The sequence below is a fragment of the Pimelobacter simplex genome, from assembly GCF_024662235.1.
Classification (GTDB): Bacteria; Actinomycetota; Actinomycetes; order Propionibacteriales; family Nocardioidaceae; genus Nocardioides.
This window is the reverse complement of sequence record NZ_CP096276.1, coordinates 1,801,304-1,826,955: the sequence shown is the minus strand read 5'-3', so window position 1 is coordinate 1,826,955 and position 25,652 is coordinate 1,801,304. Positions and strand designations below refer to the sequence as shown.

The following is a 25,652-nucleotide window of genomic DNA, read 5'->3' as shown; positions in this document are numbered from 1 at the left end:
TATCCAGCCCGGTTCAGGCCGGACCGGCGCCACCGCCGACGACGGCACCGTCGTCGGTCGCGGCACGCCGCCGGCGCTTGCTCGCGCCCTTCGGAGCCGGCTTCGGCGCGAGCCAGGACAGGTCGCCGTCGTGGGTGTTGCTGGCCAGCACGTAGGGCCGGTCGGCCGCGTAGCGGACCACCGACACCGAGGCCGGGTCGACGTTGATCCGCTGGAACAGGTCGAGGTGCATGCCCAGCGCGTCGGCCAGCACCGACTTGATGATGTCGCCGTGGCTGACCGCCACCCAGACCGCGTCGGGGCCGTGCTCGGCGGTGATCGCCGCGTCGATCCGTCGTACGGCGGACACGGCGCGGTGCTGCATGACGACCATCGACTCACCGCCCGGGAACACCGCCGCGGACGGCTGACGCTGGACCGTCTGCCACAGCGGCTCCTTGAGCAGCTCCTTGATCGGCCGGCCCTGCCAGTCGCCGTAGTCGCACTCGGCCAGGCCCCGCTCGGTGACCGCCTTGGTGACCGGGTGCCCGGCCCCGCGCTGCCCGTCGGCGACCGCCTTCGCGGTCTGCCGGCAGCGCTCCTGGGGGCTGGTGAGGAGCGCCGCGAGGGGGACGGCGGCGATCCGCGCCCCGGCCCGCGCGACCTGCTCGGTGCCGGTGTCGTCGAGGCGCACCCCCGGCGTACGTCCGGCGAGGATGCCCGAGGCGTTCGCGGTGGTCCGCCCGTGGCGGACCAGCAGCAGGGTGGCCATGACGGCGAGCCTAGTGGCCGCCCCGAGCGCCGGTACTAGCGTGGGCCCGTGATCGTCGACAGCGCCGTCTACCGCCACGGCGTCCGGGTCCCGGTGGACTGCCACCTGCACGACTACCCGGCGCTGCGCGCCGCCGCCGACGGCGAGGGCGACTTCGTCTGGGTCGGCCTCTACGAGCCGAGCCACATCGAGCTCTCCGAGATCGCGCAGGCCTTCGGCCTGCACCCGCTCGCCGTCGAGGACGCGGTCGTCGCCCACCAGCGCCCCAAGCTGGAGCGCTACGAGAACAGCCTCTTCCTCGTCCTCAAGACCCTCTGGTACGTCGACGAGGACGACGCCGTCGAGACCGGCGAGATCAACATGTTCGTCGGCCCCGACTTCGTCATCACCGTCCGCCACGGCCGCGGCTCCTCGCTGCGCGACGCCCGCCACGAGCTCGAGCAGCAGCAGGCCGTCCTCGGCCACGGCCCGTCCGCCGTCGTGTACGCCGTGTGCGACGCCGTCGTCGACGGCTACACCTCCGTCGTCGCCGAGCTCCAGACCGACGTCGACGAGGTCGAGGTCTCCGTCTTCTCCGACCGCCGCACCAACGACGCCGGCCGGATCTACATCCTCAAGCGCGAGCTCTCCGAGGTCCGCCGCGCCGTCCTCCCCCTCCGCGAGCCGATGCGCCGCTTCGCCACCGGCGCCGTCGACCTCGTCGCCGCCGAGTCCGCGCCCTTCTTCCGCGACGTCAACGACCACCTCCAGCTCGCCACCGACGGCCTGGAGACCCTCGACGACCTGCTCTCCAGCGCCTTCGACGCGCACCTGTCCCGGGTGGCGGTGCAGCAGAACGACGACATGCGCAAGATCTCGGCGGGCGCGGCGCTGGTCGTCGTACCGACGTTGATCGCGGGGGTCTACGGCATGAACTTCACGCACATGCCCGAGCTCAGCTGGACCTTCGGGTACCCCTTCGCGATCCTGCTGATGCTGGCGTCGGTGACGGGGTTGTGGATCTTCTTCAAGAAGTCGGGATGGTTCTGAGGGCCCGCGGCCGCACGGCGGTCGCCCTCGGCGCCGCGGCGGTCACGCTCGTCAGCATGACGGCGGTCGGCGCCGTCCTCGCGTACGACGGCGGGACGGGGATCTACGGCTGCACCCGGACCGACGTCGACCTGGCTCGGCGCCTCGCCGACGACCCGGCGCTCGCCGCACTGGCCGACCGGCTCGATCCCGGCGCGGACCCGTACTGGTCGTGCGACCCGGACGACAGCTCGATCGCCGCCGGGCTCGAGCTGGCCACCGGTCTGGCGCGGGACGCCGCGCTCCGCCACGGCGCAGGGGTCCTGGCGGAGGCCGGCTGGACAGCCGTGCCGGGCGATCCGTGGACCTTCCGGACCCGCATCGACGGCCACCGGATCCACGCGACGCTCACCTACGACGACGAGTTCCGCAGCGACCCGCGTACCGACCTCGGCGTCTCGCTCGGCCGCCGCTAGCGACGCTCAGGCCGCCAGCACACCCGTCCCCAGCAGCACCAGCACAGCCGCCCCGAGCACCACCCGGTAGAGCACGAACGGCGTGTAGGACTTGGTGCTGACCCAGCGCAGCAGCCACGCGATGGCGGCGTACCCGACGACGAACGAGACGACGGTCGCGGTGATGGTCGGGACCCAGCCGTAGTTGGCCTCGCCCGCGTGCGCGGTGCCGACGTTGGCGATCTCCTTGAGCTCGAACAGGCCGGCGCCGACGACGGCCGGGATGGCGAGCAGGAAGGCGAAGCGGGTGGCCGCCTCGCGCTCGTACCCGAGGAAGCGGCCCATCGACAGGGTGGCGCCGGAGCGGGAGACGCCGGGGACGAGGGCGAGGGCCTGGGCGCCGCCCATGAGGGCGGCGTCGCGCAGGGTCATCTGCTTGATGGCGCGCTCGTTGCGGCCGATCCGGTCGGCGAGGCCGAGGACGAGGCCCATCACGATCAGGGTGCAGCCGATGATCCAGAGGTTGCGGAAGTCCTTCTCGATGATGTCCTTGAGCAGGACGCCGAGGATCACGATGGGCATCGAGCCGACGATGATGTACCAGCCCATCCGGGCGTCCAGGGAGCCGCGGTACTCCGGCTTGACCAGCGAGAGCACCCAGGCGCGGGCGATGCGCCAGATGTCCTTGCGGAAGTAGACGAGGACGGCGAGCTCGGTGCCGATCTGGATCACCGCGGTGAACGCCGCGCCCGGGTCGCCCCAGCCGAACAGCTCGGGGAAGATCCGCAGGTGCGCGCTGCTGGAGATCGGGAGGAACTCGGTCAGCCCCTGGAGCACGCCGAGGAACACTGCCTGGAAGAAGTCGGCCACGAGGGCTCATCGTAGGGAGTGGGTGGTCGGCGGTGTGGCGGCGCACCGCTCGCGGGGCGGGCCGGATACCTTGTGCCCCATGCAGCAGCGGTACGTCGGCGCCAGCGGCCTCCAGGTGTCGCGGCTCGCCCTGGGCACGATGACGTGGGGCAAGGACACCGACGAGCACGAGGCGCGCGACCAGCTCACGGCCTTCGTCGAGGCCGGCGGTACGACGATCGACACCGCCGCCGGCTACACCGACGGACGCTCCGAGGAGCTGATCGGCACCCTCCTGGGCGACGTCGTACGCCGGGACGAGGTGGTCCTCGCGACCAAAGCCGGCATCTGGCGGCGCGGGTCCGAGCGGGTCACCGACACCTCCCGGGGTGCGCTGCTCCGCGGGCTCGACACGTCCCTGAAGCGGCTCGGCACCGACCACGTCGACCTGTGGCAGGTGCACATCTGGACCGACGAGGTCCCGCTCGAGGAGACGCTGGCCGCGCTCGACCACGCGGTGGCGTCCGGACGGGCGACGTACGTCGGGATCTCCAACTACAACGGCTGGCAGACCGCCCGCGCGGTGACCCTCCAGGAGTCCGTCCCCGGCCGGGCACGGATCGCGTCCACCCAGGTGGAGTACTCCCTGGTCAACCGGCGCATCGAGCGCGAGGTGCTGCCGGCCGCCGAGGCGCTCGGCATCGGCGTCCTGCCGTGGTCGCCGCTGGGACGCGGCGTGCTGACCGGCAAGTACCGCACCGGCACCCCCTCGGACTCCCGCGCCGCCTCGCCCGTCTTCTCCGGTTTCGTCGAGGCCTACCTCGACGACCACAGCCGCGGCATCGTCGAGGCGGTCGCCCGCGCGGCCGACGGCCTCGGCTGGACCCCGCTCGAGGTGGCCCTGGTCTGGGTGCGCGACTCCCCCGGCGTCACCGCACCCGTCGTCGGCGCCCGCACCGCCGCCCAGCTCAGCGCGGCGCTCGGCTCCGAGGACAAGGTGCTGCCCCCCGAGATCAGGGCGGCCCTGGACGACGTCTCGGGCGGCGCGGCATGACCACCAGCCGCACCCTGCTGCGTCCCGGCCTGATGCGCGGGCTGGGCCGCGGGGTCGAGTGGGAGTTCGAGCGGGTCACCTTCGACCGCGACTTCTCGCGCAACGTGGTCACCAAGCTGCTCGTCGAGCGCGCCGAGCACGGTGGCTGGGAGCTGGACCGGGTGCAGATCGGCCCGGACGGCAAGCGGCGGGTCGTGCTGCGCCGCAAGATCATCCGGGCCGTGCGTACCGCCTGATGCGTGCGGTTTGGTCCCAAACCGCAACGACACGCCGTGCAGACATGCGGTTTGGGACCAAACCGCGACCTCAGATCTCGTCGAGGAACCGGTCCATCACCCGCGCACCGAACTCCAGCGCGTCCACCGGCACCCGCTCGTCGACCCCGTGGAAGAGCGCGGTGAAGTCGAGGTCCTCGGGCAGCCGCAGCGGCGCGAAGCCGTAGGCGCGCATGCCGAGCTGGGTGAAGTGCTTGGCGTCCGTCCCCCCGCTCATCAGGTACGGCGCGACCAGCGCGCCCGGGTCCTCCGCGAGGAGGCTGCGGGTCATGGCGTCGACGAGCGCGCCGTCGTACGGCGTCTCCCAGGGCGGCTGACGGGAGACGAAGTCGATGTCGATGCCCTCGCCGGTCAGCTCGGCGAGCGTGCTGAAGAACTCGTCCTCGAAGCCGGGCAGGAAGCGGCCGTCGACGTGGGCGGTGGCGTCGGTCGGGATGACGTTCACCTTGTAGCCGGCCTCGAGCATGGTCGGGTTGGTCGAGTTGCGCAGGACCGCGCCGAGCATGCGGGCGGCGCCGCCGAACTCCTCGACGAGGGCGGGGGCGTTCTCGGGGGTGGCCTCGACGCCGGCGAGCTCGCCGACGGTGGCGAGCAGGGTGCGCATGGTCGGGGTGAGGCGGACGGGCCAGTCGTGGGCGCCGATGCGGGCGACGGCGGCGGCGAGGCGGGTGACGGCGTTGTCGTCGTTGAGCATCGAGCCGTGGCCGGCACGGCCGCGGGCGCTCAGGCGCATCCAGGCCATGCCCTTCTCAGCGGCCTCGATGAGGTAGAGGCGCTGGCCGCGGACGGTGGTGCTGAAGCCGCCGACCTCGCCGACGGCCTCGGTGCAGCCCTCGAACCACTCGGCGTGCTCCTCGACGAGTACCTGGGCGCCGTCGTGGCCGCCGGCCTCCTCGTCGGCGGTGAAGCAGAGCACGACCTCGCGCTCGGGCGCCCGGCCGGCGCGCTGCCGGGCCCGGACCACCGAGAGCAGCATCGCGTCGAAGTCCTTCATGTCGACCGCGCCGCGGCCCCACACGTAGCCGTCCTTGACCTCGCCGCTGAACGGGTCGACCTGCCAGTCCTCCGCCGCCGCCGGTACGACGTCCAGGTGGCCGTGCAGCAGCAGGGCACCCCGCTCGGCGGTCGCCGCGGACCCGGAGCCGCCCCAGCGCGCCACCACGTTGGCCCGCCCCGGCTTGGACTCGATCACCTCGGCGGCGATGCCGACCTCGTCGAGCAGGCCGGCGACGTACTCGGCCGCCTTGCGCTCGCCGGGGCCCTCGTCGGAGCCGTAGTTGGAGGTGTCGATGCGGATCAGGTCACGGCAGATGTCGACGACCTCGCCGGTGACGTCGTGGGGGGTGGGGTCGGCCATGGCGCCATCGTCGCACCTGGTCCCCGACGGGTGCACCCGGGCCACTACCGTGGCGCCGTGGCACCCCCCAACTGGCAGCAGTACCGCCCCGGCTCGCGCCGGCGCGCCGAGACCGGGCGGGACGCCGACGCGGCGGACGTCCGGCCGTCGGTGACCCCCTACGAGCCGCCGGCGGACCTCCCCTACGTGCGCACCGTCGAGGAGCGCACGGTGCGGCGCGGACCGACCACCCCGGCGACCGGGGTGCTCGTGCTGGTGGCGATGGTCGCGATGATCGTGGTCGGCGTGGTGATCGGCCGGTCCGGCGACGAGCAGGTCGCCCGGGACGAGGCCGCGGCCCCCGTGCCCGGGCCGCAGAGCGCGGTCGGCTTCGACACCATGCTCACCGCCATGCGCGAGGAGGGCATCGGCACGACCGCCTACGAGGTCGCCCTGTACGACGACTACGCGGTGCTCACCGTCCCCGCCCCGGTCGGCGGCGAGGCCGCGGACGTCTACCAGTGGGACGGCACCGGGTTCGCCGAGTGGAACAAGACCACCAGCCGCGAGACGCCGTACGACCTGGCGAGCCTGGACGGCACCCGGCTGGCGGAGATGTGCGACTACGCGCAGGGGCTGCTCGCCCGTCCGGAGCAGTGCTACCTGCTCGTCACCCGGCCGCAGCCCGACGACAGCACGCAGGACTGGCTCACCGCCTACGCGAGCGACGAGTACGGCCAGTCCGCGGTGGTCCGCTACGACCTCGCGGGCGCGGTGCTCGACGAGCTGCGGCCGTCGGCGGCGCCGAGCTGATCAGCCGGCCGGCGCGGTGACGTCGGCGACGGTCGCCCCGAGCGCCGCGACCAGGGCGTCGCCGTCGACGGTGAGCGCGACGCCGTATCCGCCGCCGCCGATGGAGACCGGACCGGTGACCCGCTCGTCGGCGATCACCGGCAGCGCGGTGGTGGCGCCGAGCGGCGTGATCGTGCTGCGGACGTAGCCGGTGACCTCGCGGGCGGCGTCGGCCGAGGGCATCGAGATCCGGTTGACGCCGAGCAGCGTCCGGAGCAGGGGCCAGGAGATCTCGCGGTCGCCGGGCACGAGCACGAAGCGGTGGTCGCCGTCGGCCACCCGGACCACCATGGTCTTGACGATCTGGCGCGGCTCGACGCCGCGGGCGGCGGCGGCCTCCTCGAGCGAGCCGACCGGGCCGTGCCGGGTCACCTCGTAGGAGAGGCCGAGCTCGTCGGCGGCGGCGACGGCGCGCGCGGACCGGTCGGTGGGGTCGGGCTGCTCAGGCACGCCACCAATCTAGGACGCGGTACCCAGCCGGAGCGCCGGCCGGGACGGCGGGCGCGCGCGGCGCGACCGGCGCCACCCGCACGTACGACGAGCCGGGCGCGGGCCGGCCGTCGGCCTCACCCCGGTTCGGCCACATCGCGACCGCCCGCTCGGCCATCGCGGTGATGGTCAGCGACGGGTTCACGCCCAGGTTGGCGGCCACCGTGGAGCCGTCGATCACGTGCAGGCCGTCGTACCCGTGGAGGCGGTGGTAGGGGTCGACGACCCCGTCGGCGGCGCTCTCGCCGATCGGGCAGCCCCCGATCAGGTGCCCGGTGGCCGGGACGTTGACGAGGTCGGCCCAGGTGCCGCCCGGGATGCCGTCGATCTCGGCGGCCACGCTGCGGGCGACGTCGTGGCCCTGGGGGATCCACACCGGGTTGGCGGCGCCGGTGCCCTGCCGGGTGCTCATCGTGCGGCCCCACGGCCGCCGGCGCAGGTACGTCGTCAGCGAGTTGTCGAGGCTCTGCATCACCAGCAGCACGATGGTCTGCTCCGACCAGCCGCGCGGGTCGTGCAGCCGCGGCAGGTCGCGGCGCTGCCGCCACATCTCGCGCAGGCCGGCCAGCGCCCGGGAGCGGCCGTCGCCGGGCGCGTCGGTGAGTGCGGCCATGAGCAGGCCGAGCAGGTTGCTGCCGCGGCCGTAGCGGACCGGCTCGACGTGGGTGTGCTCGTCGACGTGGAGCGAGGAGGTGATCGCGACGCCGCGCGAGTAGTCGACGTCGTCGCCGCGCGCCCGCACGCCGAGGATGGCCTCGGAGTTGGTCCGGGTGAGCTCGCCGAGGCGCGGTGAGATCCGGGGCAGGCTGCCGCGCTCGCACAGCCGGTGGAGCAGCCGCTGGGTGCCGAGCGAGGCGGCGGCGAAGACGACCTGGTCGGCGGTGAAGGTGCTCCGGCCGCGGCGCAGCTTGCCCTCGGTGCGGCGCGTGGTGACGGCGTACCCGCCGCCGGGACGGGGGCGCACGTCGGTGACGGTGGTCAGCGGGTGCACGACGGCACCGGCGGCCTCGGCGAGGTGCAGGTAGTTCTTGACCGTCGTGTTCTTCGCGCCCACCCGGCAGCCGGTCATGCAGGCGCCGCAGTCGGTGCAGGTGGTGCGCTCGGGGCCGGCACCGCCGAAGAACGGGTCGGGCACGCGCTGCCCCGGCCGCTCGCCGAAGAGCACCCCGACGTCGGTCGGCCGGAAGGTCTTCCCCACGCCGAGCCCGTCGGCGACCGAACGCATCACCCGGTCCGAGGGCGACGTGTGCGGGTACGCCGTCACGCCGAGCATCCGCCGCGCCTGGTCGTAGTAGGGGGCGAGCTCGTCGGCCCAGTCGGTGATCGCGGCCCAGTGCGGGTCGTCGTAGAAGGCTGCGGGCGGCTCGTAGAGCGTGTTGGCGTAGACGAGCGAGCCGCCGCCCACGCCCGCACCGGTGAGCACCAGCACGTCCTTGAGCAGGGTCATCCGGAGCAGGCCGTAGCACCCGAGCGCCGGGTTGAAGACGTAGTCGCGGACCTTCCACGAGCTCGTCGGCAGCTCGTCGTCGGCGAACCGCCGGCCCGCCTCCAGGACGCCGACGCGGTAGCCCTTCTCGGCCAGCCGGAGCGCTGTGACGCTGCCGCCGAAGCCGGAGCCGATCACCAGGACGTCGTAGTGGGTCACCGGACCTCCGCCTCCTCGTCGCGGCGCTCGTCGAGCCGCCGGAAGTCACCGGGGTCGAACCGGGCCGTGCGGCGGCGGTACTCGGTCACCGTGCCGGGCCAGTTGGTGGTGATCCGGCCGCCGGGCTCGCGGTACCAGCTCGCGCACGCGCTCCACACGCTGCCGGCCAGCCGGTCCTGCATCTCCGTGTCGTAGGCCGCGGCGCGGTCGGCGCGCACCTCCAACGGTCCGTGCGCGGCGATCTCGCGGACGGCCTGCACGACGTAGCGGGCCTGGGCCTCGAGCATCCCGATGATCGAGCTGCCGCCGAGATTGGTGTTCGGTCCGTAGAGCACGAACAGGCTCGGGAACTCCGGCACCGTGATGCCCAGGTGGGCGCGGGCGCCACCGGCCCAGGCGTCGGCGAGGCGGCGTCCGCCACGGCCGGTGATCTCCATCGGCGCCAGGAGGTCGGTGGCGGCGAACCCGGTACCGAGGACGAGCACGTCGAGCTCGTGCAGCCGACCGTCGCCGGTCCGCACCCCGGTCGGCTCGACCGCCGCGATGGCGTCGCCCACCACCTCGACGTGGGGGCGGGTGAGCGCGGGGTACCAGTCGTTGGAGAACAGCAGCCGCTTGCAGCCCAGCGGGTAGTCGGGCACCAGCTTCGCCCGCAGCTGCGGGTCGGCGACCTGCCGGCGCAGGTGGAGTCGCCAGGCGCGGTGCAGCACGCCGGCCAGCCGTCCGTCGGAGTCGAGCGTGCGGTTGAGCTGCTCGGAGAGGTGGAAGACCCCCTGCCGGGTGGCGCGGTGCAGGCGGGGGTGCCGGGCGAACCGGTGCTGCTGGCGGCGGGAGTAGGCGCCGTCGGGCTTCGGGACGACGTAGGGCGCCGAGCGCTGGAAGACGGTGAGCGCACCGACCCGGTCGACGATGGCGGGGACGAGCTGGATGGCGCTCGCGCCGGTGCCGATCACGCCGACCCGGCGTCCGGAGAGCGGCACGTCGTGGTCCCAGTCCGCCGAGTGGAAGACCGGGCCGGCGAACGTGTCGAGCCCCGGGATCCGCGGCACGGCCGGCCGCGAGAGCTGGCCGACGGCCGAGACGAGCACGTCGGCGTCGAGGGTCTCGCCGCCGGTGAGGGTGACGGTCCAGCGGCGGGTCGCCTCGTCGTACCGGGCGGCGGCCACCTCGGCTCCGGTGCGGACCCGGTCCCGCAGCCCGCTGCGCCGGGCCTGGTCGCGGATGTAGTCGAGGATCTCCGGCTGGCGCGCGTAGCGGTGCGACCAGTCGGTCTTGGGCGCGAACGACCAGGAGTAGAGCACCGACGGGACGTCGCACGCCGCGCCCGGGTAGGTGTTGTCGCGCCAGACCCCGCCGACGTCGTCGGCGCGCTCGAGGAGGGTGATGTCGTCGAAGCCCGCCGCCCGCAGGTGGTGGGCGACGGCAAGACCGCCGAAGCCGGCGCCGACGACGATCACGGAGGGACGGGAGCTCATGGTCCCCACGGTAGGAACCACGGCGGGTCGGTGCCAGCGACCTCCGGCCAGCCGATCCATAATTCCGGCCATGATGTCCGCGACCTTCGAGCCGGCCGCCACCCGCGACTGGGACTTCCCCCGGTACGTCGCCGGCACGGCGCTGCTGGTCGCTCTCGGCAGCGCGCGCGGCCTCGACCCGGCCCTGCTGCTGCGCGGCACCGGGCTCGGTGCCCGCGACGTCGCCGACCACCGCCGCGAGGTCACGGCCGCGCAGGAGCTGCGCGTGGTGCGCAACCTGCTCGCCGCGGATCCCCGGGTCACCGGCGCGGAGGCGGGCGCCGCCTACCACGCCTCGACCTTCGGCCCGCTCGGCTTCGCCCTGCTCAGCAGCCCCACGCTCGGCGACGCCGCCAACCTGGCGCTGCGCTTCATCGACCTGAGCTTCTCGTTCACTCCCCTCTCCGCCGTCGTCGAGGACGGCGCGGTCGTGGTCACCGGCGACGAGCACGCCGTGCCCCCGGACGTGCGCGCGTTCGTGGTCGAGCGCGACCTGGCGGCGATCTGGACGGTGCTGCGCGAGATTTGCGGCGGCGCGCCGCGGCTGAACGCGGTCGGGCTGCCGTTCCCGGCGCCCGACGACGACGCGGCCGCCGGGCGGCGGGCGGCGTTCGGCGTCGCTCCCCGGTGGGCGAGCCGCTCGGCGACGCTGCGGTTCGACGCGTCGTGGCTCGACCTGCGCCTCCCCCAGGCCAACGCCCACGCGTTCGCGCTGGCCGAGTCGCTGTGCCTCGACCTGGTCTCGCCGCGGCGCGACCGGCGCCGGCACGGCATCGCCGAGGAGGTGCGAATCCTCGTCGCGCAGCGGCTCGAGGACGGTGCGCCGATGGCCGCGGTCGCGGCGGCGCTCGGGCTCAGCGAGCGCTCGCTGCGGCGCCGGCTGCAGGACGCCGGGATGTCGTACCGGACGCTCCTCGACGAGGTGCGCGCCCTCGCCGCCGAGCGGCTGCTCGCCGACCCGGGGCTGACCCTCGACGACATCGCCGAGCGCCTCGGCTACGCGGAGGCCACCAGCCTGGTCGTGGCCTACCGGCGCTGGACGGGGCGGACCCCGCGCGGGCTCAGGCCTCCACGGCCAGGGCCGTCGCGAAGCCCAGCATGACCACCCCGGTCGCTCCGTCGACGCCGCGCCGCAGCCGGGGCCGGGCCAGCGCGGTGGTGGCCTTGCCGGCGATCCAGACGACGGTGACCAGGACGACGGCGCCGATGACGACGAGCGTCAGCGCGTAGACGAGCAGCGCGGGCAGGCCCTGGCCGTCACCGACGAACTGGGGCAGCACCGCGAGGTTGAACGCGAGCACCTTGGGGTTGGTGATGTTACACAGGAAGCCCTGGCGGAAGGCGACCCACGGGCGCGTCGTCCCACCGCCGGTGCCGACCGCCCAGCCGCGGCCGTCGTTGCGCAGCGCGTCGCGCAGGGCGCTCACCCCGAGCCAGGTCAGGTAGGCGACGCCGGCCCAGCGCACGGCCAGGAAGACCGGCTCCGCGTGGGCCAGGACGGCGCCGAGGCCGGTCGCGGCGAGCACCCCCTGGAGGGTGCCCGCCACGGTGATCCCGGCGGCGGTCAGCAGGCCGCGGCGACGGCCGCCGACCACGCTCGCGCGCAGGGTCAGGAAGGTGTCCGGCCCCGGTGCCGTCGCGAGCAGCGCGGCGAAGAGGACGAAGGAGAGGTACCCGCTCACCCTCCGATGGTGTCAGCCGACCACCACGACCAGGTCGCCGCCCTCGACGGGGTGCGGACCGGTGAGCGCGACGCGCTGGACGGTCCCGTCGACGGGCGCGGTGATCGCGGCCTCCATCTTCATCGCCTCGATGGTGGCGACGGTGTCGCCGGCCGCGACCTGGTCGCCCTCCGCGACGGTCACGGTGACGACGCCCTGGAAGGGCGCCGCGACGTGGCCGCGCTGGGCGGGGTCGGCCTTCTCGGCGGCGGCGACCTCGGCGGCGACCGAGCGGTCCCGCACCGAGATCGGGCGGATCTGCCCGTTGAGCAGGCACATCACGGTCCGGAAGCCGCGCTCGTCGGGCTCGCTGATCGCCTGGACGCCGAGGATGAGGCGCTTGCCCTCGGCCAGCTCGACGACGTGCTCCTCACCGGACTGCAGGCCGTAGAGGTACTCCCGCGTCGGCACGACGGACAGGTCGCCCCACTTCGAGCGCGCCTCGTCGTACTCCCGGGTGGGCCCGGGGAACAGCAGCCGGTTGAGCGTCGCGCGGCGCTGGGCCGAGTCGCCCGCGAGCCCCTCCGCCTGCTCGGCGGTGAGCGTCTCGTCGGGCGGCGTCCACGGCCGGCCGGCGATCGCCTTGGACCGGAACGGCTCGGGCCAGCCGCCCGGCGGGTCGCCGAGCTCGCCGTGCAGGAAGCCGATCACCGACGCCGGGATGTCGTACGACGACGGGTCGGCCGCGAACGCCTCGGGGTCGGCGCCCGCGGCGACGAGCGCCAGGGCGAGGTCGCCGATGACCTTGGACGACGGCGTCACCTTGGGCACCCGGCCGAGGATGTCGTTGGCCGCGGCGTACATGTCCTCGACCGCCTCGAACCGCTCTCCCAGACCCAGCGCGATCGCCTGCTGGCGCAGGTTCGAGAGCTGGCCGCCGGGGATCTCGTGGCGGTAGACCCGCCCGGTCGGCGCCGGCAGCCCGGACTCGAACGGGGCGTAGAGCCGGCGGACGGCCTCCCAGTAGGGCTCGAGCGCGTTGACCGCGCCCAGGTCGAGCCCGGTCTCGCGGGGGCCGTGGTCGGTGGCCGCGACCAGCGACGACAGCGGCGGCTGCGAGGTGGTGCCGGCCATCGCGGCGCACGCGGCGTCGACGGCGTCGACACCGGCGTCGATCGCCGCCGCGAGGGTGGCGAGCTGGCCGCCCGCGGTGTCGTGGGTGTGCAGGTGGACGGGCACGTCGAAGCGCTCGCGCAGCGCCGTCACCAGCGTGTGCGCCGCCGGGGCGCGCAGCAGGCCGGCCATGTCCTTGATCGCGAGCACGTGGGCGCCGGCGTCGACGATGCGCTCGGCCAGGCGCAGGTAGTAGTCGAGCGTGTAGAGGTCCTCGTCGGGCGAGGAGAGGTCGCCGGTGTAGCAGAGCGCCACCTCGGCGACGCTGGTGCCGGTCGCCCGGACCGCGGCGATCGCGGGACGCATCTGCTCGACGTCGTTGAGCGCGTCGAAGATCCGGAACACGTCGATGCCGGTGGCGGCGGCCTCCTCGACGAAGGCGTCGGTCACCGCGGTCGGGTACGGCGTGTAGCCGACCGTGTTGCGCCCGCGCAGCAGCATCTGCAGGCAGATGTTGGGCACCGCGGCGCGCAGCTTGGCCAGCCGGTCCCACGGGTCCTCGGCCAGGAAGCGCAGCGCGACGTCGTAGGTCGCCCCGCCCCAGCACTCCAGCGACCACAGCTCCGGCGTGGTGCGGGCGACGTGGCCGGCCACCCCGAGCAGGTCGTGGGTGCGGACCCGCGTCGCCAGCAGCGACTGGTGGGCGTCGCGGAAGGTCGTGTCGGTGACCGCGACCGCCGACTGCGCCCGCAGCTCGGCCGCGAACGCCTCGGGCCCGACGGCCAGCAGCCGCTGCCGCGTGCCGTCCGGTACGGCGTGCGCGGGGTCCAGGGTGGCGAGCTTGGCGACCGGCGCCACCGAGACCGGCGAGCGCCCGTGGGGCTGGTTGAGCGTGACGTCGGCGAGGTAGGTCAGCAGCCGGGTGCCGCGGTCGCCGGACGCCCGCGCCGTCAGCAGCCCGGGGTGGGTCTCGATGAACGAGGTGGTGACCCGGCCGGTCTCGAAGTCGGGGTCGTCGAGCAGCGCCTGCAGGAAGGGGATGTTCGTGGCGACGCCACGGATCCGGAACTCCGCGACCGCCCGCCGGGCGCGGGCCACGGCGTCGTCGAAGGTGCGGCCGCGGCAGGTCAGCTTGGCCAGCATGGAGTCGAAGTGGGGGCTGACCTCGGCGCCGGTGAACGTCGTACCGCCGTCGATGCGCACGCCCGCCCCGCCCGGGGACCGGTAGGCGGTGATGGTGCCGGTGTCGGGACGGAAGCCGTTGGCCGGGTCCTCGGTCGTGATCCGGCACTGCAGCGCGGCGCCGCGCAGCCGGATGCTGTCCTGGGTCAGCCCCAGGTCGGCCAGGGTCTCCCCCGCCGCGATCCGCATCTGCGACTGGACCAGGTCGACGTCGGTGACCTCCTCGGTCACCGTGTGCTCGACCTGGATCCGCGGGTTCATCTCGATGAAGACGTAGTTGCCCTCGGGGTCGAGCAGGAACTCGACCGTGCCCGCGCACGAGTAGCCGATCTCGCGGGCGAAGCGCACCGCGTCGGCGCACATCCGGTCGCGCAGGGCGGGGTCGAGGTTGGGCGCCGGGGCGATCTCGACGACCTTCTGGTGGCGGCGCTGCACCGAGCAGTCCCGCTCGAACAGGTGGATGACCTCGCCCGAGCCGTCAGCCAGGATCTGCACCTCGATGTGCCGCGGGTCGACCACCGCCTGCTCGATGAACACCGTCGGGTCGCCGAACGCGCCCTCGGCCTCGCGCATGCAGGTCTCGACCGCCTCGCGCAGTCCGGCGCGCTCGTCCACGCGGCGCATGCCGCGACCGCCGCCGCCCGCGACGGCCTTGACGAACAGGGGCGTCGGGATCGCCTCGGCCGCGGCGACCAGCGCGTCGACGTCGGTCGACGGGTCCACGCTGCGCAGGGTCGGGACGCCCGCAGCCTTGGCCGCGGCGATCGCGCGGGCCTTGTTGCCCGTCAGCGTCAGCACCTCGGCCGAGGGGCCGATGAACGTGATGCCGGCCGCCGTGCAGGCCTCGGCCAGCGCCGGGTTCTCCGACAGGAAGCCGTAGCCCGGGTAGATCGCGTCCGCGCCGCACGCCACCGCGGCGGCCACGATCGCCTCCGGGTCGAGGTAGCTGCGCACCGGGTGCCCGCGCTCGCCGATCTCGTAGGCCTCGTCGGCCTTGAGCCGGTGCTCGGAGCCGCGGTCCTCGTAGGGGAAGACGGCCACGGTCGTGGCCTCGAGCTCGTACGCCGCCCGGAACGCGCGGATGGCGATCTCGCCGCGGTTGGCGACCAGGACCTTCGAGAACATCGTCAGCACCCCGACCCGGTGCCGGGCACGACGCGCCGCTCCTGCGTCCTGGCGGTGTCGGTGTGGTGCATGGCGGCTCCCTGGGTCGAAGGTGGTGAAGCACCACCATCCTCAGGACCCGCGGACTATGCGTCCAATGACCACTTGCGAGGTCACTTATGCCTGAGAGACATGAATCAGAGGTCCCGAGCAGCCCGCCGGGACCGGTCCGGAAGCGCTAGCATCGGCAGTACCCCGGTCCCGCCTCGCGGATCCCCCTACCGTGACGGACGCCCGGCCGACGCGACGGAGCAGCGTGCCCACGATCGACCCCCGACGCCTGATGGTCCTGCGCGCCTTCGTGCACTCCGACTCGGTCACCGCGACGGCCGCGGCCCTGCACCTGACGCCGTCGGCGGTGTCCCAGCAGCTCAGCGCGCTCGAGCGCGAGGTGGGGCACGCGCTCGTCGTACGGACGGGGCGCAAGCTGGCGCTGACCCCGGCCGGGCGCATCCTGGCCGACCACGCCGAAGAGATCAGCTCCCGGCTCAAGATGGCCGAGGCCGACCTTGCTGCGCACGCGGGCGGCGTCCTGGGCCAGCTCCGGATCGGCGCCTTCCCGACGGCGATCAACTGGGTCGTCGCGCCCGCGATCGTCGAGCTGCGCCGCCAGGCGCCCGGGGTCGACGTGACGGTCGTCGACGCCGAGGCGCACATGAGCCACCGGATGCTCATGCGCGGCGACATCGACGTGACCGTGAGCCTGGAGTACGAGTCCGACCCCGAGCGCGACTCCCCCGACATCGCCAAGTTCCCGCTCTACATCGAGCGGTTCAAGGCCGTGCTGCCCCTCGGTCACCCGCTGGCGGGTGAGGAGGGCATCGAGCTCACCCAGCTCACCGGCGAGGGCTGGATCATGCCCTCACCGGGAAACCCGTGCCGGACGATGGTGCTCCAGGCGTGCGCCGAGGTCGGCTTCCACCCGCCGATCGCCCACGTCTCGGACGACTACCGCGCCGCGCTGGCCCTGGTCGCCGCCGAGGCGGGCATCTGCCTGGTGCCCGAGTCCGCGCTGTCGGCGCGCGACGCGGACTGGGTGACGATCCTGCCCACGCGCGGCATCGCGCCGCTGCGCAAGGTCATCATGACCACCCGGCGCGACAACCAGGGACATCCCGTCGTCCGCGCCGGGCTGGAGGCGATGCGGGCCGCGCTCGCCGAGCCGGACTCGGAGATCTACGGCCCGCTCGCGCGCTCCGACACCTTCAGCGTGGAGTGACCGCGCCCACCGACGGCGCGCTCTCGCGCAGGAACGCGTCGACGTGCGCGTGGTACTCGTCGGGGCGGTCGCGGCGCACGCAGTGACCCGCGCCCTCGATCACCACGACGTCGAAGCCGGGCGCGACGGCGGTGAGCCGCTCGCGCGAGTGCTTGTCGACGATGACGTCGCCGGTGCCGGTCACCAGCAGAGCCGGTACGCCGGCCGGGCCGACCGTGATCTGGCGCGCGGTGGGCGTCCAGATCCGGCGCTTCTCGTGGAGCCGCTGGTCCATGTAGCCGGTGTCGACGGCCCGCATCGCCTCGGCCAGCGGGCGCAGCTCCTGCTCGGGCCAGTGCGGCTTGAGCTCGCGCTGCAGGTCGACCATCTCGTCGACGGAGAGGACGTCGACCTCGTCGAACGGGTCGCGCTCGCGCTGGTCGACCGGCACGCTCAGCCACGGGTTCGGCCCGGCCTCGGGCACCCACCACGGCGGGTCCTCCAGCACCACGCCCGCGACGAGGTGCGGCGCGTCGGCGGCGACGAACGCCGCGATCCGGGCGCCCATCGAGTGCCCCACGACCAGCGTCCTGCGGCCCGTCGCCTCGAGCATGTCGCCCAGGATGTCGATCGCGTCCTGCACCATCACGTCGGTCGACGGCACGCCCTCGTGCTCGGGCCGGCGGCCCGGCGACTTCCCGTGCCCGCGGGCGTCGGGCGCCGCGATGTGGAAGTCACCGCCCCAGCGGTCGACGGCGTCGCCGTAGCACTCACCGGACTCGATGGCGCCGTGCAGGATGAGGATGGCGGGCGCATCGGCTGCGTCCCGCCCGTACGTCCGGACGAACAGGTCGGTTCCCACGTCTCTTCTTTCTCTTTCAGTGCGTCATGGTGCTGATCGTGGCACGGCCGGTCGGCGTCGTGCAGCGGTCGCGCGAAGGTCGGGCAGGGTCAGGTCGGCAGCTCGGCCTCGGGCGTGGCCGCCACGAGCGCCTGGGTGCAGGGGTGCTGGGGCGAGCGGAAGATCTCGTCGGACGGCCCCATCTCCACCACGCGCCCGCGCTGCATGACCGCGACCCGGTCGCTGTAGAGGCGGATCACCGCCAGGTCGTGGCTGACGTGGAGGAACGAGATCCCCTGGTCGCGCTGGAGGTCCGCGAGCAGGTTGAGGATCTGGGCGCGCACCGACACGTCGAGCGCGGACGTCGGCTCGTCGGCGATGATCAGGTCCGGCTTGAGCGCGAGCGCCCGGGCGACCGCGACCCGCTGGAGCTGACCGCCGGACGCCTCGTGCGGGTAGCGCCCGAGGTAGTCGGGGCCGAGGCCGACCGACTCCAGCAGGGCCACCAGCTCGGCCATCGAGGTCGTCTCGCCGTGTGCGCGGTAGACGTTCTCCAGCGTCTGGCGCACGGTCTGGCGCGGGTTGAGCGAGGCCAGCGGGTCCTGGAAGACCATCGCCACGTTGCGGCGCAGGCGGCGCAGGCCGCCCCGGCTGAGCGCGGCGACGTCGTGGCCGTCGGTGCGGACCGTGCCGGACGTCGGCGTGACCAGGCCGTTGGCCATCCGCGCCAGCGTGGACTTGCCCGAGCCGGACTCACCGACGAGGCCCAGGGCCTCGCCGCGGCCGACCTGCAGCGAGACACCGTCGACGGCGAGGAAGCCACCACCGCGACGGCCGAAGCCGCCCGGGGTGCGGAACCTCTTGCTGACGTCGGTCATCTCCAGGATCGGGGCATCGGCGCTCATCGGGCGACCTCCTCGAGGGACGGGAGCTGGTCGAGGTGGCAGGCCGCGCGATGGGTGTCGCCCGGACGCAGCGTCGGCAGCGGCACCTCGACGACGCACCGCTCGCCGACCAGGTCGGCCAGCCCGCAGCGCGGCGCGAAGGCGCAGCCGGGGCCGGCGTCGCGCAGGGAGGTCGGCGCGCCCGGGATGGAGCGCAGCCGGGTGCGCTCTCCCCCGCTGTCGAGCCGGGCGTCGAGCCGCGGCGTCGCCGCCCGCAGGCCCGCCGTGTAGGGGTGGGCCGGTGCCTCGAAGATGTCGCGCAGGCTGCCGTACTCGGCCTCGCGGCCGGCGTACAGCACGAGGACGTCGTCGGCCGCGCTCGCCACGACCCCGAAGTCGTGGCTGATGAGCAGCATCGCCATGCCGAACTCGTCCTGGAGCTCGCGCAGCAGCGCCAGGATCTGGGCCTGCACGGTCACGTCGAGCGCGGTCGTGGGCTCGTCGGCGATGAGCAGGGCCGGCCGGTTGACCAGCGCCATCGCGATCACCGCGCGCTGGCGCATGCCGCCGGAGAACTCGTGCGGGAACCGCCGTACGGCCGCCGCGGGCTCCGGGATGCCGACCCGCTCCAGCATCTCCACCGCCCGCATCCGCGCGGCGCGACGAGAGACCGACCGGTCGTGCAGCCGCACCGCCTGGGCGATGTGCGCACCGATGTCGAGATAGGGACTCAGGGCCGACATCGAGTCCTGGAACACCATCGCCACGTCGGCACCGCGCGCGCGGCGCAGCTCGCGCTCGTCGGCGGAGAGCATCTCCCGGCCGGCGACGACGATCCGCCCACGGGCGGAGGCCGCCCGCGGCAGCAGCTGCATGATGGCGCGCCCGGTGATCGTCTTGCCCGACCCGGACTCGCCGACCAGGGCCAGCGTGCGGCCGCCGTCCAACGTCACCGAGAGGTCGCGCACGACGTCGGCGGTGACCCCGCCGCTGGTGAACGAGACGGACAGGTCCTCGACCTGCAGCACGGGGTCAGGCACGGCGGATCCTCGGGTCGAGAAGCGGCATCAGCAGGTCGGCGATCAGGTTGCCGACGATGATGAGGAAGGCGGAGAACAGGGTCACCCCGACGACGATGCTGAGGTCGGACTCGTTGACGCCGGAGAGCAGCAGGTCGCCGAGCCCGTGGAGGCTGAAGACCTTCTCCGCGATCACCGAGCCGCCCAGCAGCGCGGTCACGTCGAGCGCGAACATCGCCACCACCGGCACCATCACGCCGCGCACGGCGTGCCGGTTGACCTGCCGGGGCGAGGCCCCGCGCGCGGTCATCGCGACGAGGTGCTCGGCCGAGAGCTCGTTGAGGAGCTGGGTCCGGGTGACCCGGATGTAGCCCGCGGCGAGGATGAACGACAGCACCATCCACGGGCCGATCAGGTGCCAGGCCCAGTCGGCCGGTGACTCCGAGAACGAGACGAAGCCGGAGTACGGCAGGGCGTTGAGCATGAAGCCGAACACCTGCACGACGAGCAGGCCCACCAGGAAGGTCGGCACCGACAGCCCGAACATCGCGAAGCCGGTCGAGAACCTGTCGACCAGCCCGCCTCTTCGGATCGCCGAGAGCGCGCCGAGCCCGATCCCGACGACCAGGCAGAGCACCGCGGCGCCCGCGGCCAGCGACAGCGTGACGGGCAGCCGCTCGCCGATGAGCGTCGTGACGTCGCTGCGGTTGGGGAACGAGTAGCCGAAGCACGGCGCCGCGCAGTCCACCTGCTGCGAGCCCTCGCCGTAGGTGCGGCCGGCGACCAGCCCCTTGACGAACTGGCCGTACTGCCACACGACGCTCTCGTCGGTCTGCATGTAGGCACTGACCTTGGCCTTGGTCTCCTCCGGGCACGGCTTGCCGCACATGGCGCGGGCCGGGTCCTTGGAGGCACCGAAGAACAGGGCGATCGTCACGAAGGCGATCGCGAGGAGCATGAACACCGCGGTGACCATGCGTCGGACGATGTAGGCGATCACGAGGCATCCTCCGTACGGACGTCGAGGACGTCGCGGAGCGCGTCACCGGCGAGCGTGGCGCCGAAGACGATCAGGAACACCACGGCGCCGGGGAAGAGCATGTACCAGACGTCCGCGCCGGAGTAGATCCACGGCAGGGAGTCGGAGAGCAGCTTGCCGAGGTCGGGCACGTCGCCACGCATGCCGACGCCGAGGAAGGACAGGCCCGCGACGACGCTGACGTTGCCGGGCAGCGACATCGCGAACAGGACGACGACCAGGCCGAAGAGGTGCGGGAGCATCTCGCGCCGGATGATCTGCCAGGGCGGGGCCCCGGTGGCGCGGGCGGCCTCGACGAAGGCGCGGGCGTTGATCGCACCGGCCTGGGCGCCGATGATCCGGGCGGGCACGGTCCAGCCGAAGAATGCCAGGACCAGCACGAGCACCAGCCCACGGGGCATCTCCGCCGGCACGATCGCCATGATCGCGATGACGAACATCAGGCCCGGGAAGCCGAACATGAAGTCGATCAGCCGGCCGGCGACGGCATTGAGCCAGCCGCCGAAGTACCCCATCGCCGTGCCCAGGACCGCCGCGAAGACGATCGCCAGGATGCTCGCGCCGAACGCGATGAACAGCGAGGAGCGGATGCCGTACACGATCTGCGCGAACAGGTCGACGCCGGTGACCGGGACGACGCCCAGCCAGTGGTCGGCGCTGACGCCGCCGAGGGCGCCGAGCGGGCGCCCGCCGTCCGGGTCGAGCAGGTCGGTGTGGAACGTGTGCGGGTCCTGGCCCTCGAGCCGGACCAGCAGCGGGGCGCAGAGCCCCGCGACCAGCGGCACGACGAGCATCACCAGCCCGGCGACGCCGGACTTCTTGCGGAGGAAGCGGCGGAGGACCGACGTGCGCCGGCCCTCCGCCTGCTCGATCTCAGTGATCGACACCGACGACCAGCTCGTTCGCGAACGGCGGGTAGGCGGGCATGAAGTAGTTCAGGATGTTCGATCCGGCCAGTGCCTGCGTGCGCTGCACGAGGAACGGGACGATCGGGGCGTCCTCCATGATCTGCTTGTCGATCGCGGCCCACATCTCGGCGGCCTTGTCGAGGTCGGGCTCGGAGATCGCGGCGTCGATCGCCGCGTCCACCTCGGGGTTGGAGTACTGCGAGGCGTTGCCGCCGCCGTTGCCGATCTCGCTCGAGGCGAAGAGCGGCTGGATGGTGCTCATGCCGCTCGGGAAGTCGGCGCCCCAGCCGTTCGTGGTCAGGTCGTAGTCACCCTTGGCGTCCGAGATCAGCTCGTACCAGGTGCTGCCGTCGAGACCCTTGAGCTCGACGTCGATGCCGACCCGCTTGAGCGAGTTCTTGACGCTCAGCGCCTCCTTCTCCTCGATCGCGCTGACGTCGGTCGGGTAGGTCAGCGTGAGCTTGAGGTTCTTCACGCCGGCCTCGTCGAGCAGCTCCTTGGCCTTCTCGACGTCACCGGTGTCGCCGCCCGGGTACAGGTCGTAGTCGGTGGCGCCGGGGATGCCCTCGGTCATGATCGACGAGGTGATCTGACCACCGAACTTCGGGCCGCCGTACACGCTCTGGATCTCGGACTTGTTGATCGCGTAGTTGATCGCCTGGCGCACCCGGAGGTCGGAGAGACCCGGCCGCTTCACGTTCATCGCGAGGTAGCGGAAGTAGCCCGAGGGGCCGTTGGCCAGCCGGTCCGAGATCGACGCGTCGGACTCGATGCGCTGGAACTGCGAGGGCGAGATGAGCGCGTTGCTGATCGCGTTCTTGTCGTCGCCCTTGTCGTCGATGAGGCGCTGCACGATCGTGTCGTTGTTCAGCCCCATGTCGAGGATGATCTTGTCCGGGCCGGCCAGGCGGGCCTGGTCGGTGTCCGCCTTCCAGTTCGGGTTGCGCTCCAGCACGGCCTGGGTGCCCTTGCTGAAGCTCGTCACCATGTACGGGCCGCTCGCGACCGGCTTCTCGCCGTACGTCTCGGGCTGGGTGTCGGCCGCCTTCGGCACGGGCGCGAACGCCGGCATGCTCACGATCCACGGCCAGTTGCCGAACGGGCGGGTCAGGTGAAAGACGATCTTGTGCTCGTCGACGACCTCGATGGAGTCGAGCTCCTTGCCGTCGTACGGGCCGTCGTAGTCGGCACCGCCCTCGAGCAGGGTCTTGTGGTAACCGAGGCCGCCCTGGAACATCGGCGCGAACGACCGCTCGATGCCGTACTTGACGTCCTGGGCCGTGATCGGGCTGCCGTCGGAGAACTTCAGGCCGTCCTGCAGCTCGAAGGTCCAGGTCTTGCCGCCGTCGTCGGTCGTACCGGTGTCCTTGGCGAGGTCCGGGACCAGGATCGTGTCCTTGTCGGGGAACGTCTGCCACGACGTCAGCCCGCGGTGCTCCCACCGCAGCCGGCTGGTCGGCACCATCTGCGCGTTGGCGGTCTCGAAGGACTCCGTCGCCTTGCGGGAGAGGTAGTGGAGCGTCCCGCCCTGGGGCACGGACTCCATCGCCGACGTGTTCTTGTCCTTGGTCGAGTCGCTCGACGAGGAGTTGGCATTGCAGCCGGCCACCGCGAGGGCCAGGACGAGGGCGAGCCCGACGGGCACCACTCTCCGGGATCGTTTCGCCATAGATCGCGCTTCCTGTGAGGCGGTCCCGATCGATCGGGACCGCGGCTTGGATCTCAGGAAGGGAGTCTGTGGTCGCGGCCACAGGTGCGTCCATCGAGGAGTTCTGCAGGGCACCTTTCAGAAAAACTGAAAGATCAGAGGCCTCTGCGTGTGCGGCGTCCACGATAGCGGCCGATCCCGCTGGCCGGAAGACGGCGGCGTGCACCTGTGCTACATGTCTAGCCTTCGGCCCATGACGTCGCTCTCCCCCGCCGACCACCTCGCGCTCGCCGACCTCGTCCACCGCTACGCCGCCGGCGTCGACGACCGCGACCTCGACGCCGTCGTCGCCCTCTTCACCTCCGACGCCACCATGACCGCCCCGGTCGACCCCGGCCGCTCCCCCGGCACCGCCACCCACGACAGCCTCGACGCCATCACCACCGCCCTCGGCGCGGTCCACCGCCTGCCCGTCACCGTGCACGCCGTGGTCGGCACCGTCTTCGACGCCGTTTCCCCCGACGAGGCGACCGGCCGGGTCGCCTGCGTCGCGCACCACGCGTTCGAGCGCGACGGCGGGGGCCGGGACGACACCTGGCACGTCGTCTACCGGGACCGCTACCGGCGTACGGACGCGGGGTGGCGGTTCGCGAGTCGGGTGCTGGAGGTGCGGCTGCGGACCGCGGGCGAGGTGCGGATCGTGGGGACCGGCGTGCGGTAGAGGCGTCGGCACCCCCTGCGCACCCGTGCGCACCGCGCCACGAGCGCGCGTTGCTGGGCGCCTGCCGGGCCGAGGTCTCCTCGGCCCGCCCCTTCCGCCGCCGGCTGGTCGCCGCGCTCGAGGAGTACGCCGCCACGATCAGCGCTCCGGCGCACCGCTCCCGGCGCAGGTGCGGGTCGAGCTCGACCTGTACCGCGGGCTCGGCCACCTGCGCTAGGAATCGAGCCGTCGGGCCAGCAACGCAGAACGGCGGCCCGAGGGCCGCCGTTCTGGCTTTTCTGTGTCCGAGGGGGGACTTGAACCCCCACGCCCTAATACGGGCACTAGCACCTCAAGCTAGCGCGTCTGCCAATTCCGCCACCCGGACGAGTGCGGGTGAAACCGTAGCAAAGGCTGGCCCGAGATGCCGCATCGGCACCCCTCCTGGGCATCCGCACGCCTTGATCGAGCCTGGTCCGCGTGCCACGGTGGGTGAGGTCTCTGACCTCAACCGAGAAGGCAAGCCATGCTCACCCTGACTGAGAACGCATGCACGATCGTCAAGCAGATGACCGACATCCCCGACGCTCCGGACACCGCGGGCCTGCGGATCACGCAGGTCGACACCGGCTTCGCCGTCACCGCGACGGCCCAGCCCGAGGCGGGTGACGAGATGGTGGTGCAGGACGGCGCGACCGTCTACCTCGATGCGGGAGCCGCCGACCAGCTCGGCGAGATGACCCTCGACGCCGGGGTCGACGACCAGGGGGCGTTGCAGTTCGGCCTGCTCGCGCAGGCCTAGCGACGCCGAAGCCACGCTCGGGCGTCGCTTCTGGGATCGTGGGGGCATGCAAGAGCTGCGTGTCGCCTTCGTCCCCGGAGTGACGCCCGACAAGTGGGCCCGGGTGTGGCGCGAGCGTCACCCGCGCCTGCCGCTGCGGCTGCTGCCGATCGAGGAGGACGCCGGCCGCGCCGTGCTCGACGACGGCACCGCCGACCTCGTCCTGGCCCGGCTGCCGGTCGACCTCGAGGCGCCGACGCCCCTCCACTGCGTCCGCCTGTACGACGAGCAGCCCGTCGTCGTCGCCGGGCGCGAGCACTTCGTGGCCGCCGCCGAGTCCGACGCGCCGCTCGACCTCGCCGAGCTCGCCGACGAGCAGCTCGTGCTCCCCCACCCGTCCGGGTGGACGCCGGCTGCCGAGCAGCTGCCGTTCCCGCCGATGACGGTCAAGGACGCGATCGAGGTCGCCTCGTCGGGCACCGGGGTGGTGATCGTGCCGATGTCGCTGGCGCGCCTGCACCACCGCAAGGACGTGGTCACCCGTCCGGTCGACCTGCCCCCGACGACGGTGGCGCTGCTGTGGCCGCGCGAGGCCGACAGCCCGGTCCACCAGGACTTCGTGGGCGTGGTGCGCGGCCGGCGGGCCTCCAGCAGCCGCTGACGGCGGTCAGCCCAGGTGGGTCGCCGCCCACTCCCCCAGGACCCGGGCGCTGCGGTCGACCAGCGCGGCCCACTCCATCGCGCCCTCGTCGGCGTTGTCGGAGACGTGCTTGACCATCCGCAGCGCGACGCCGAACTCCTGGGCGACGTACGCGACGGCGTAGCCCTCCATGTCGACGAGCTGCGCCCGCTCGGCGAGCCGGGTCCGGACGACCGGGTCGGTGACGAAGACGTCGCCGGTGGCCAGGACGGTCGGGCTCTCCCCGATCACGAGCCGGTCGCGCGGGTCGTAGCCGAGCGCCCGGATCGCGTCGCCGTTGATGTCGTGGTTGAGCACGGTCCCGATCTCGTGGAGGCCATGCTCGCCGTCGAGCCCGTCGAGCCCGTCGAGCCCGTCGAGCCCGTCGTGCAGGGCGCCCGCGGTGCCGAGGTTGACGACGACCAGGTCGTCGAGGTCGGAACGGCCGGCGAGGTGCCGGGTCAGCGCGGTCGCGGCGGCGGTCTTGCCGATGCCGGTGACGACGACGTCGAGCCCGGCCGGGACGTGGGCGACCTCGGCACGGGCCGCGGCGACGATGAGGGGACGAGGCACGGCGTCACGCTAGCGGCCGGTGGGCGAGGATGGG

General features: G+C 73.0%; 25 protein-coding genes and 1 tRNA gene. 10 read left to right on the top strand and 16 right to left on the bottom strand.

The features are described from left to right. Positions 1-13: 13 nt before the first annotated feature. Positions 14-751, bottom strand: a complete 738-nt coding sequence (locus M0M48_RS08810) for a histidine phosphatase family protein (RefSeq protein WP_257750836.1) — start codon at positions 749-751, stop codon at positions 14-16. Positions 752-799: 48 nt separating this feature from the next. On the opposite strand from M0M48_RS08810, the gene corA reads away from it, so the two are divergent. Both corA and M0M48_RS08800 read left to right on the top strand, forming a co-directional pair. Continuing rightward, positions 800-1,780, top strand: a complete 981-nt coding sequence (gene corA, locus M0M48_RS08805; RefSeq protein ID WP_257750835.1) for a magnesium/cobalt transporter CorA — start codon at positions 800-802, stop codon at positions 1,778-1,780. Continuing rightward, positions 1,771-2,235, top strand: a complete 465-nt coding sequence (locus M0M48_RS08800) for a hypothetical protein (protein ID WP_257750834.1) — start codon at positions 1,771-1,773, stop codon at positions 2,233-2,235. Before corA ends, M0M48_RS08800 begins: the two co-directional genes overlap by 10 nt. Positions 2,236-2,241: 6 nt before the next feature. Here M0M48_RS08800 and M0M48_RS08795 read toward each other — a convergent pair whose 3' ends face one another. Continuing rightward, entirely contained in the window at positions 2,242-3,084 is an 843-nt protein-coding gene (locus M0M48_RS08795) for an undecaprenyl-diphosphate phosphatase (RefSeq protein WP_257750833.1), read from the bottom strand. Between the two features lie 79 nt (positions 3,085-3,163). On the opposite strand from M0M48_RS08795, the gene M0M48_RS08790 reads away from it, so the two are divergent. Both M0M48_RS08790 and M0M48_RS08785 read left to right on the top strand, forming a co-directional pair. Next, entirely contained in the window at positions 3,164-4,117 is a 954-nt protein-coding gene (locus tag M0M48_RS08790; RefSeq protein ID WP_257750832.1) for an aldo/keto reductase, read from the top strand. Continuing rightward, complete coding sequence (locus tag M0M48_RS08785; protein ID WP_308220375.1) at positions 4,114-4,353, top strand: DUF5703 family protein; 240 nt, start codon at positions 4,114-4,116, stop codon at positions 4,351-4,353. Before M0M48_RS08790 ends, M0M48_RS08785 begins: the two co-directional genes overlap by 4 nt. Before the next feature lie 70 nt (positions 4,354-4,423). Here M0M48_RS08785 and M0M48_RS08780 read toward each other — a convergent pair whose 3' ends face one another. Then, positions 4,424-5,749 (bottom strand): M20/M25/M40 family metallo-hydrolase, encoded by a 1,326-nt coding sequence (locus tag M0M48_RS08780; protein ID WP_257750831.1) that lies wholly within the window; start codon positions 5,747-5,749, stop codon positions 4,424-4,426. A 57-nt stretch (positions 5,750-5,806) separates the two neighbouring features. Between M0M48_RS08780 and M0M48_RS08775 the strand changes: the two genes are divergently transcribed. Further along, on the top strand, positions 5,807-6,541 hold the full coding sequence (locus M0M48_RS08775) for a hypothetical protein (protein WP_257750830.1): 735 nt from the start codon (positions 5,807-5,809) through the stop codon (positions 6,539-6,541). On the opposite strand, the gene M0M48_RS08770 is transcribed toward M0M48_RS08775, so the two are convergent. Genes M0M48_RS08770 through M0M48_RS08760 form a run of 3 tightly spaced genes read right to left on the bottom strand, consistent with a single transcriptional unit; the run spans position 6,542 to position 10,189 of the window. Next, positions 6,542-7,030 carry an aminoacyl-tRNA deacylase gene (locus M0M48_RS08770; protein WP_257750829.1) on the bottom strand — a complete coding sequence of 163 codons (489 nt, stop codon included), beginning with the start codon at positions 7,028-7,030 and terminating at the stop codon, positions 6,542-6,544. After that, positions 7,023-8,714, bottom strand: a complete 1,692-nt coding sequence (locus M0M48_RS08765) for a GMC family oxidoreductase N-terminal domain-containing protein (RefSeq protein WP_257750828.1) — start codon at positions 8,712-8,714, stop codon at positions 7,023-7,025. The genes M0M48_RS08770 and M0M48_RS08765 overlap by 8 nt, the downstream gene beginning before the upstream one ends. Next, positions 8,711-10,189 carry a flavin-containing monooxygenase gene (locus M0M48_RS08760; protein WP_257750827.1) on the bottom strand — a complete coding sequence of 493 codons (1,479 nt, stop codon included), beginning with the start codon at positions 10,187-10,189 and terminating at the stop codon, positions 8,711-8,713. The genes M0M48_RS08765 and M0M48_RS08760 overlap by 4 nt, the downstream gene beginning before the upstream one ends. Positions 10,190-10,259: 70 nt before the next feature. Here M0M48_RS08760 and M0M48_RS08755 point away from each other — a divergent pair, with 70 nt between their 5' ends. Continuing rightward, positions 10,260-11,330: an AraC family transcriptional regulator gene (locus M0M48_RS08755; RefSeq protein ID WP_257750826.1), complete on the top strand. Its 1,071-nt coding sequence runs from the start codon at positions 10,260-10,262 to the stop codon at positions 11,328-11,330. Here M0M48_RS08755 and M0M48_RS08750 read toward each other — a convergent pair. Beyond that, positions 11,290-11,910 (bottom strand): LysE family translocator, encoded by a 621-nt coding sequence (locus M0M48_RS08750; RefSeq protein ID WP_215815962.1) that lies wholly within the window; start codon positions 11,908-11,910, stop codon positions 11,290-11,292. The genes M0M48_RS08755 and M0M48_RS08750 overlap by 41 nt on opposite strands. A gap of 12 nt (positions 11,911-11,922) precedes the next feature. After that, the gene (locus M0M48_RS08745) at positions 11,923-15,309 is read right to left on the bottom strand and encodes a pyruvate carboxylase (protein ID WP_257750825.1); all 3,387 of its coding nucleotides are present in this window, start codon (positions 15,307-15,309) and stop codon (positions 11,923-11,925) included. 295 nt (positions 15,310-15,604) lie between these two features. Between M0M48_RS08745 and M0M48_RS08740 the strand changes: the two genes are divergently transcribed. Continuing rightward, on the top strand, positions 15,605-16,567 hold the full coding sequence (locus tag M0M48_RS08740) for a LysR family transcriptional regulator (RefSeq protein WP_257750824.1): 963 nt from the start codon (positions 15,605-15,607) through the stop codon (positions 16,565-16,567). On the opposite strand, the gene M0M48_RS08735 is transcribed toward M0M48_RS08740, so the two are convergent. From M0M48_RS08735 to M0M48_RS08710, 6 genes are all read right to left on the bottom strand, one after another. Beyond that, positions 16,554-17,408, bottom strand: a complete 855-nt coding sequence (locus M0M48_RS08735; RefSeq protein WP_257750823.1) for an alpha/beta fold hydrolase — start codon at positions 17,406-17,408, stop codon at positions 16,554-16,556. The genes M0M48_RS08740 and M0M48_RS08735 overlap by 14 nt on opposite strands. Before the next feature lie 89 nt (positions 17,409-17,497). After that, positions 17,498-18,292: an ATP-binding cassette domain-containing protein gene (locus M0M48_RS08730; RefSeq protein WP_257750822.1), complete on the bottom strand. Its 795-nt coding sequence runs from the start codon at positions 18,290-18,292 to the stop codon at positions 17,498-17,500. Further along, complete coding sequence (locus M0M48_RS08725; protein ID WP_257750821.1) at positions 18,289-19,311, bottom strand: ABC transporter ATP-binding protein; 1,023 nt, start codon at positions 19,309-19,311, stop codon at positions 18,289-18,291. Before M0M48_RS08725 ends, M0M48_RS08730 begins: the two co-directional genes overlap by 4 nt. Then, entirely contained in the window at positions 19,304-20,290 is a 987-nt protein-coding gene (locus M0M48_RS08720) for an ABC transporter permease (RefSeq protein WP_257750820.1), read from the bottom strand. Before M0M48_RS08720 ends, M0M48_RS08725 begins: the two co-directional genes overlap by 8 nt. Then, the gene (locus M0M48_RS08715; protein ID WP_215815968.1) at positions 20,287-21,216 is read right to left on the bottom strand and encodes an ABC transporter permease; all 930 of its coding nucleotides are present in this window, start codon (positions 21,214-21,216) and stop codon (positions 20,287-20,289) included. The genes M0M48_RS08720 and M0M48_RS08715 overlap by 4 nt, the downstream gene beginning before the upstream one ends. Continuing rightward, positions 21,203-22,885: an ABC transporter substrate-binding protein gene (locus tag M0M48_RS08710; RefSeq protein WP_257750819.1), complete on the bottom strand. Its 1,683-nt coding sequence runs from the start codon at positions 22,883-22,885 to the stop codon at positions 21,203-21,205. The genes M0M48_RS08715 and M0M48_RS08710 overlap by 14 nt, the downstream gene beginning before the upstream one ends. Positions 22,886-23,138: 253 nt before the next feature. Between M0M48_RS08710 and M0M48_RS08705 the strand changes: the two genes are divergently transcribed. Continuing rightward, entirely contained in the window at positions 23,139-23,606 is a 468-nt protein-coding gene (locus M0M48_RS08705) for a nuclear transport factor 2 family protein (protein WP_257750818.1), read from the top strand. A 281-nt stretch (positions 23,607-23,887) separates the two neighbouring features. Here the strand turns inward: M0M48_RS08705 and M0M48_RS08700 are convergent. Next, positions 23,888-23,973 (bottom strand) — tRNA-Leu (locus M0M48_RS08700). A gap of 138 nt (positions 23,974-24,111) precedes the next feature. Here M0M48_RS08700 and M0M48_RS08695 point away from each other — a divergent pair. Together M0M48_RS08695 and M0M48_RS08690 are read left to right on the top strand one after the other, a co-directional pair. Beyond that, the gene (locus M0M48_RS08695) at positions 24,112-24,387 is read left to right on the top strand and encodes a Fe-S cluster assembly protein HesB (protein WP_257750817.1); all 276 of its coding nucleotides are present in this window, start codon (positions 24,112-24,114) and stop codon (positions 24,385-24,387) included. 46 nt (positions 24,388-24,433) lie between these two features. After that, on the top strand, positions 24,434-25,027 hold the full coding sequence (locus tag M0M48_RS08690) for a LysR family transcriptional regulator substrate-binding protein (protein ID WP_257750816.1): 594 nt from the start codon (positions 24,434-24,436) through the stop codon (positions 25,025-25,027). 6 nt (positions 25,028-25,033) lie between these two features. Here M0M48_RS08690 and M0M48_RS08685 read toward each other — a convergent pair whose 3' ends face one another. Beyond that, positions 25,034-25,618 (bottom strand): nucleosidase, encoded by a 585-nt coding sequence (locus tag M0M48_RS08685; protein WP_257750815.1) that lies wholly within the window; start codon positions 25,616-25,618, stop codon positions 25,034-25,036. Positions 25,619-25,652: the final 34 nt, after the last annotated feature.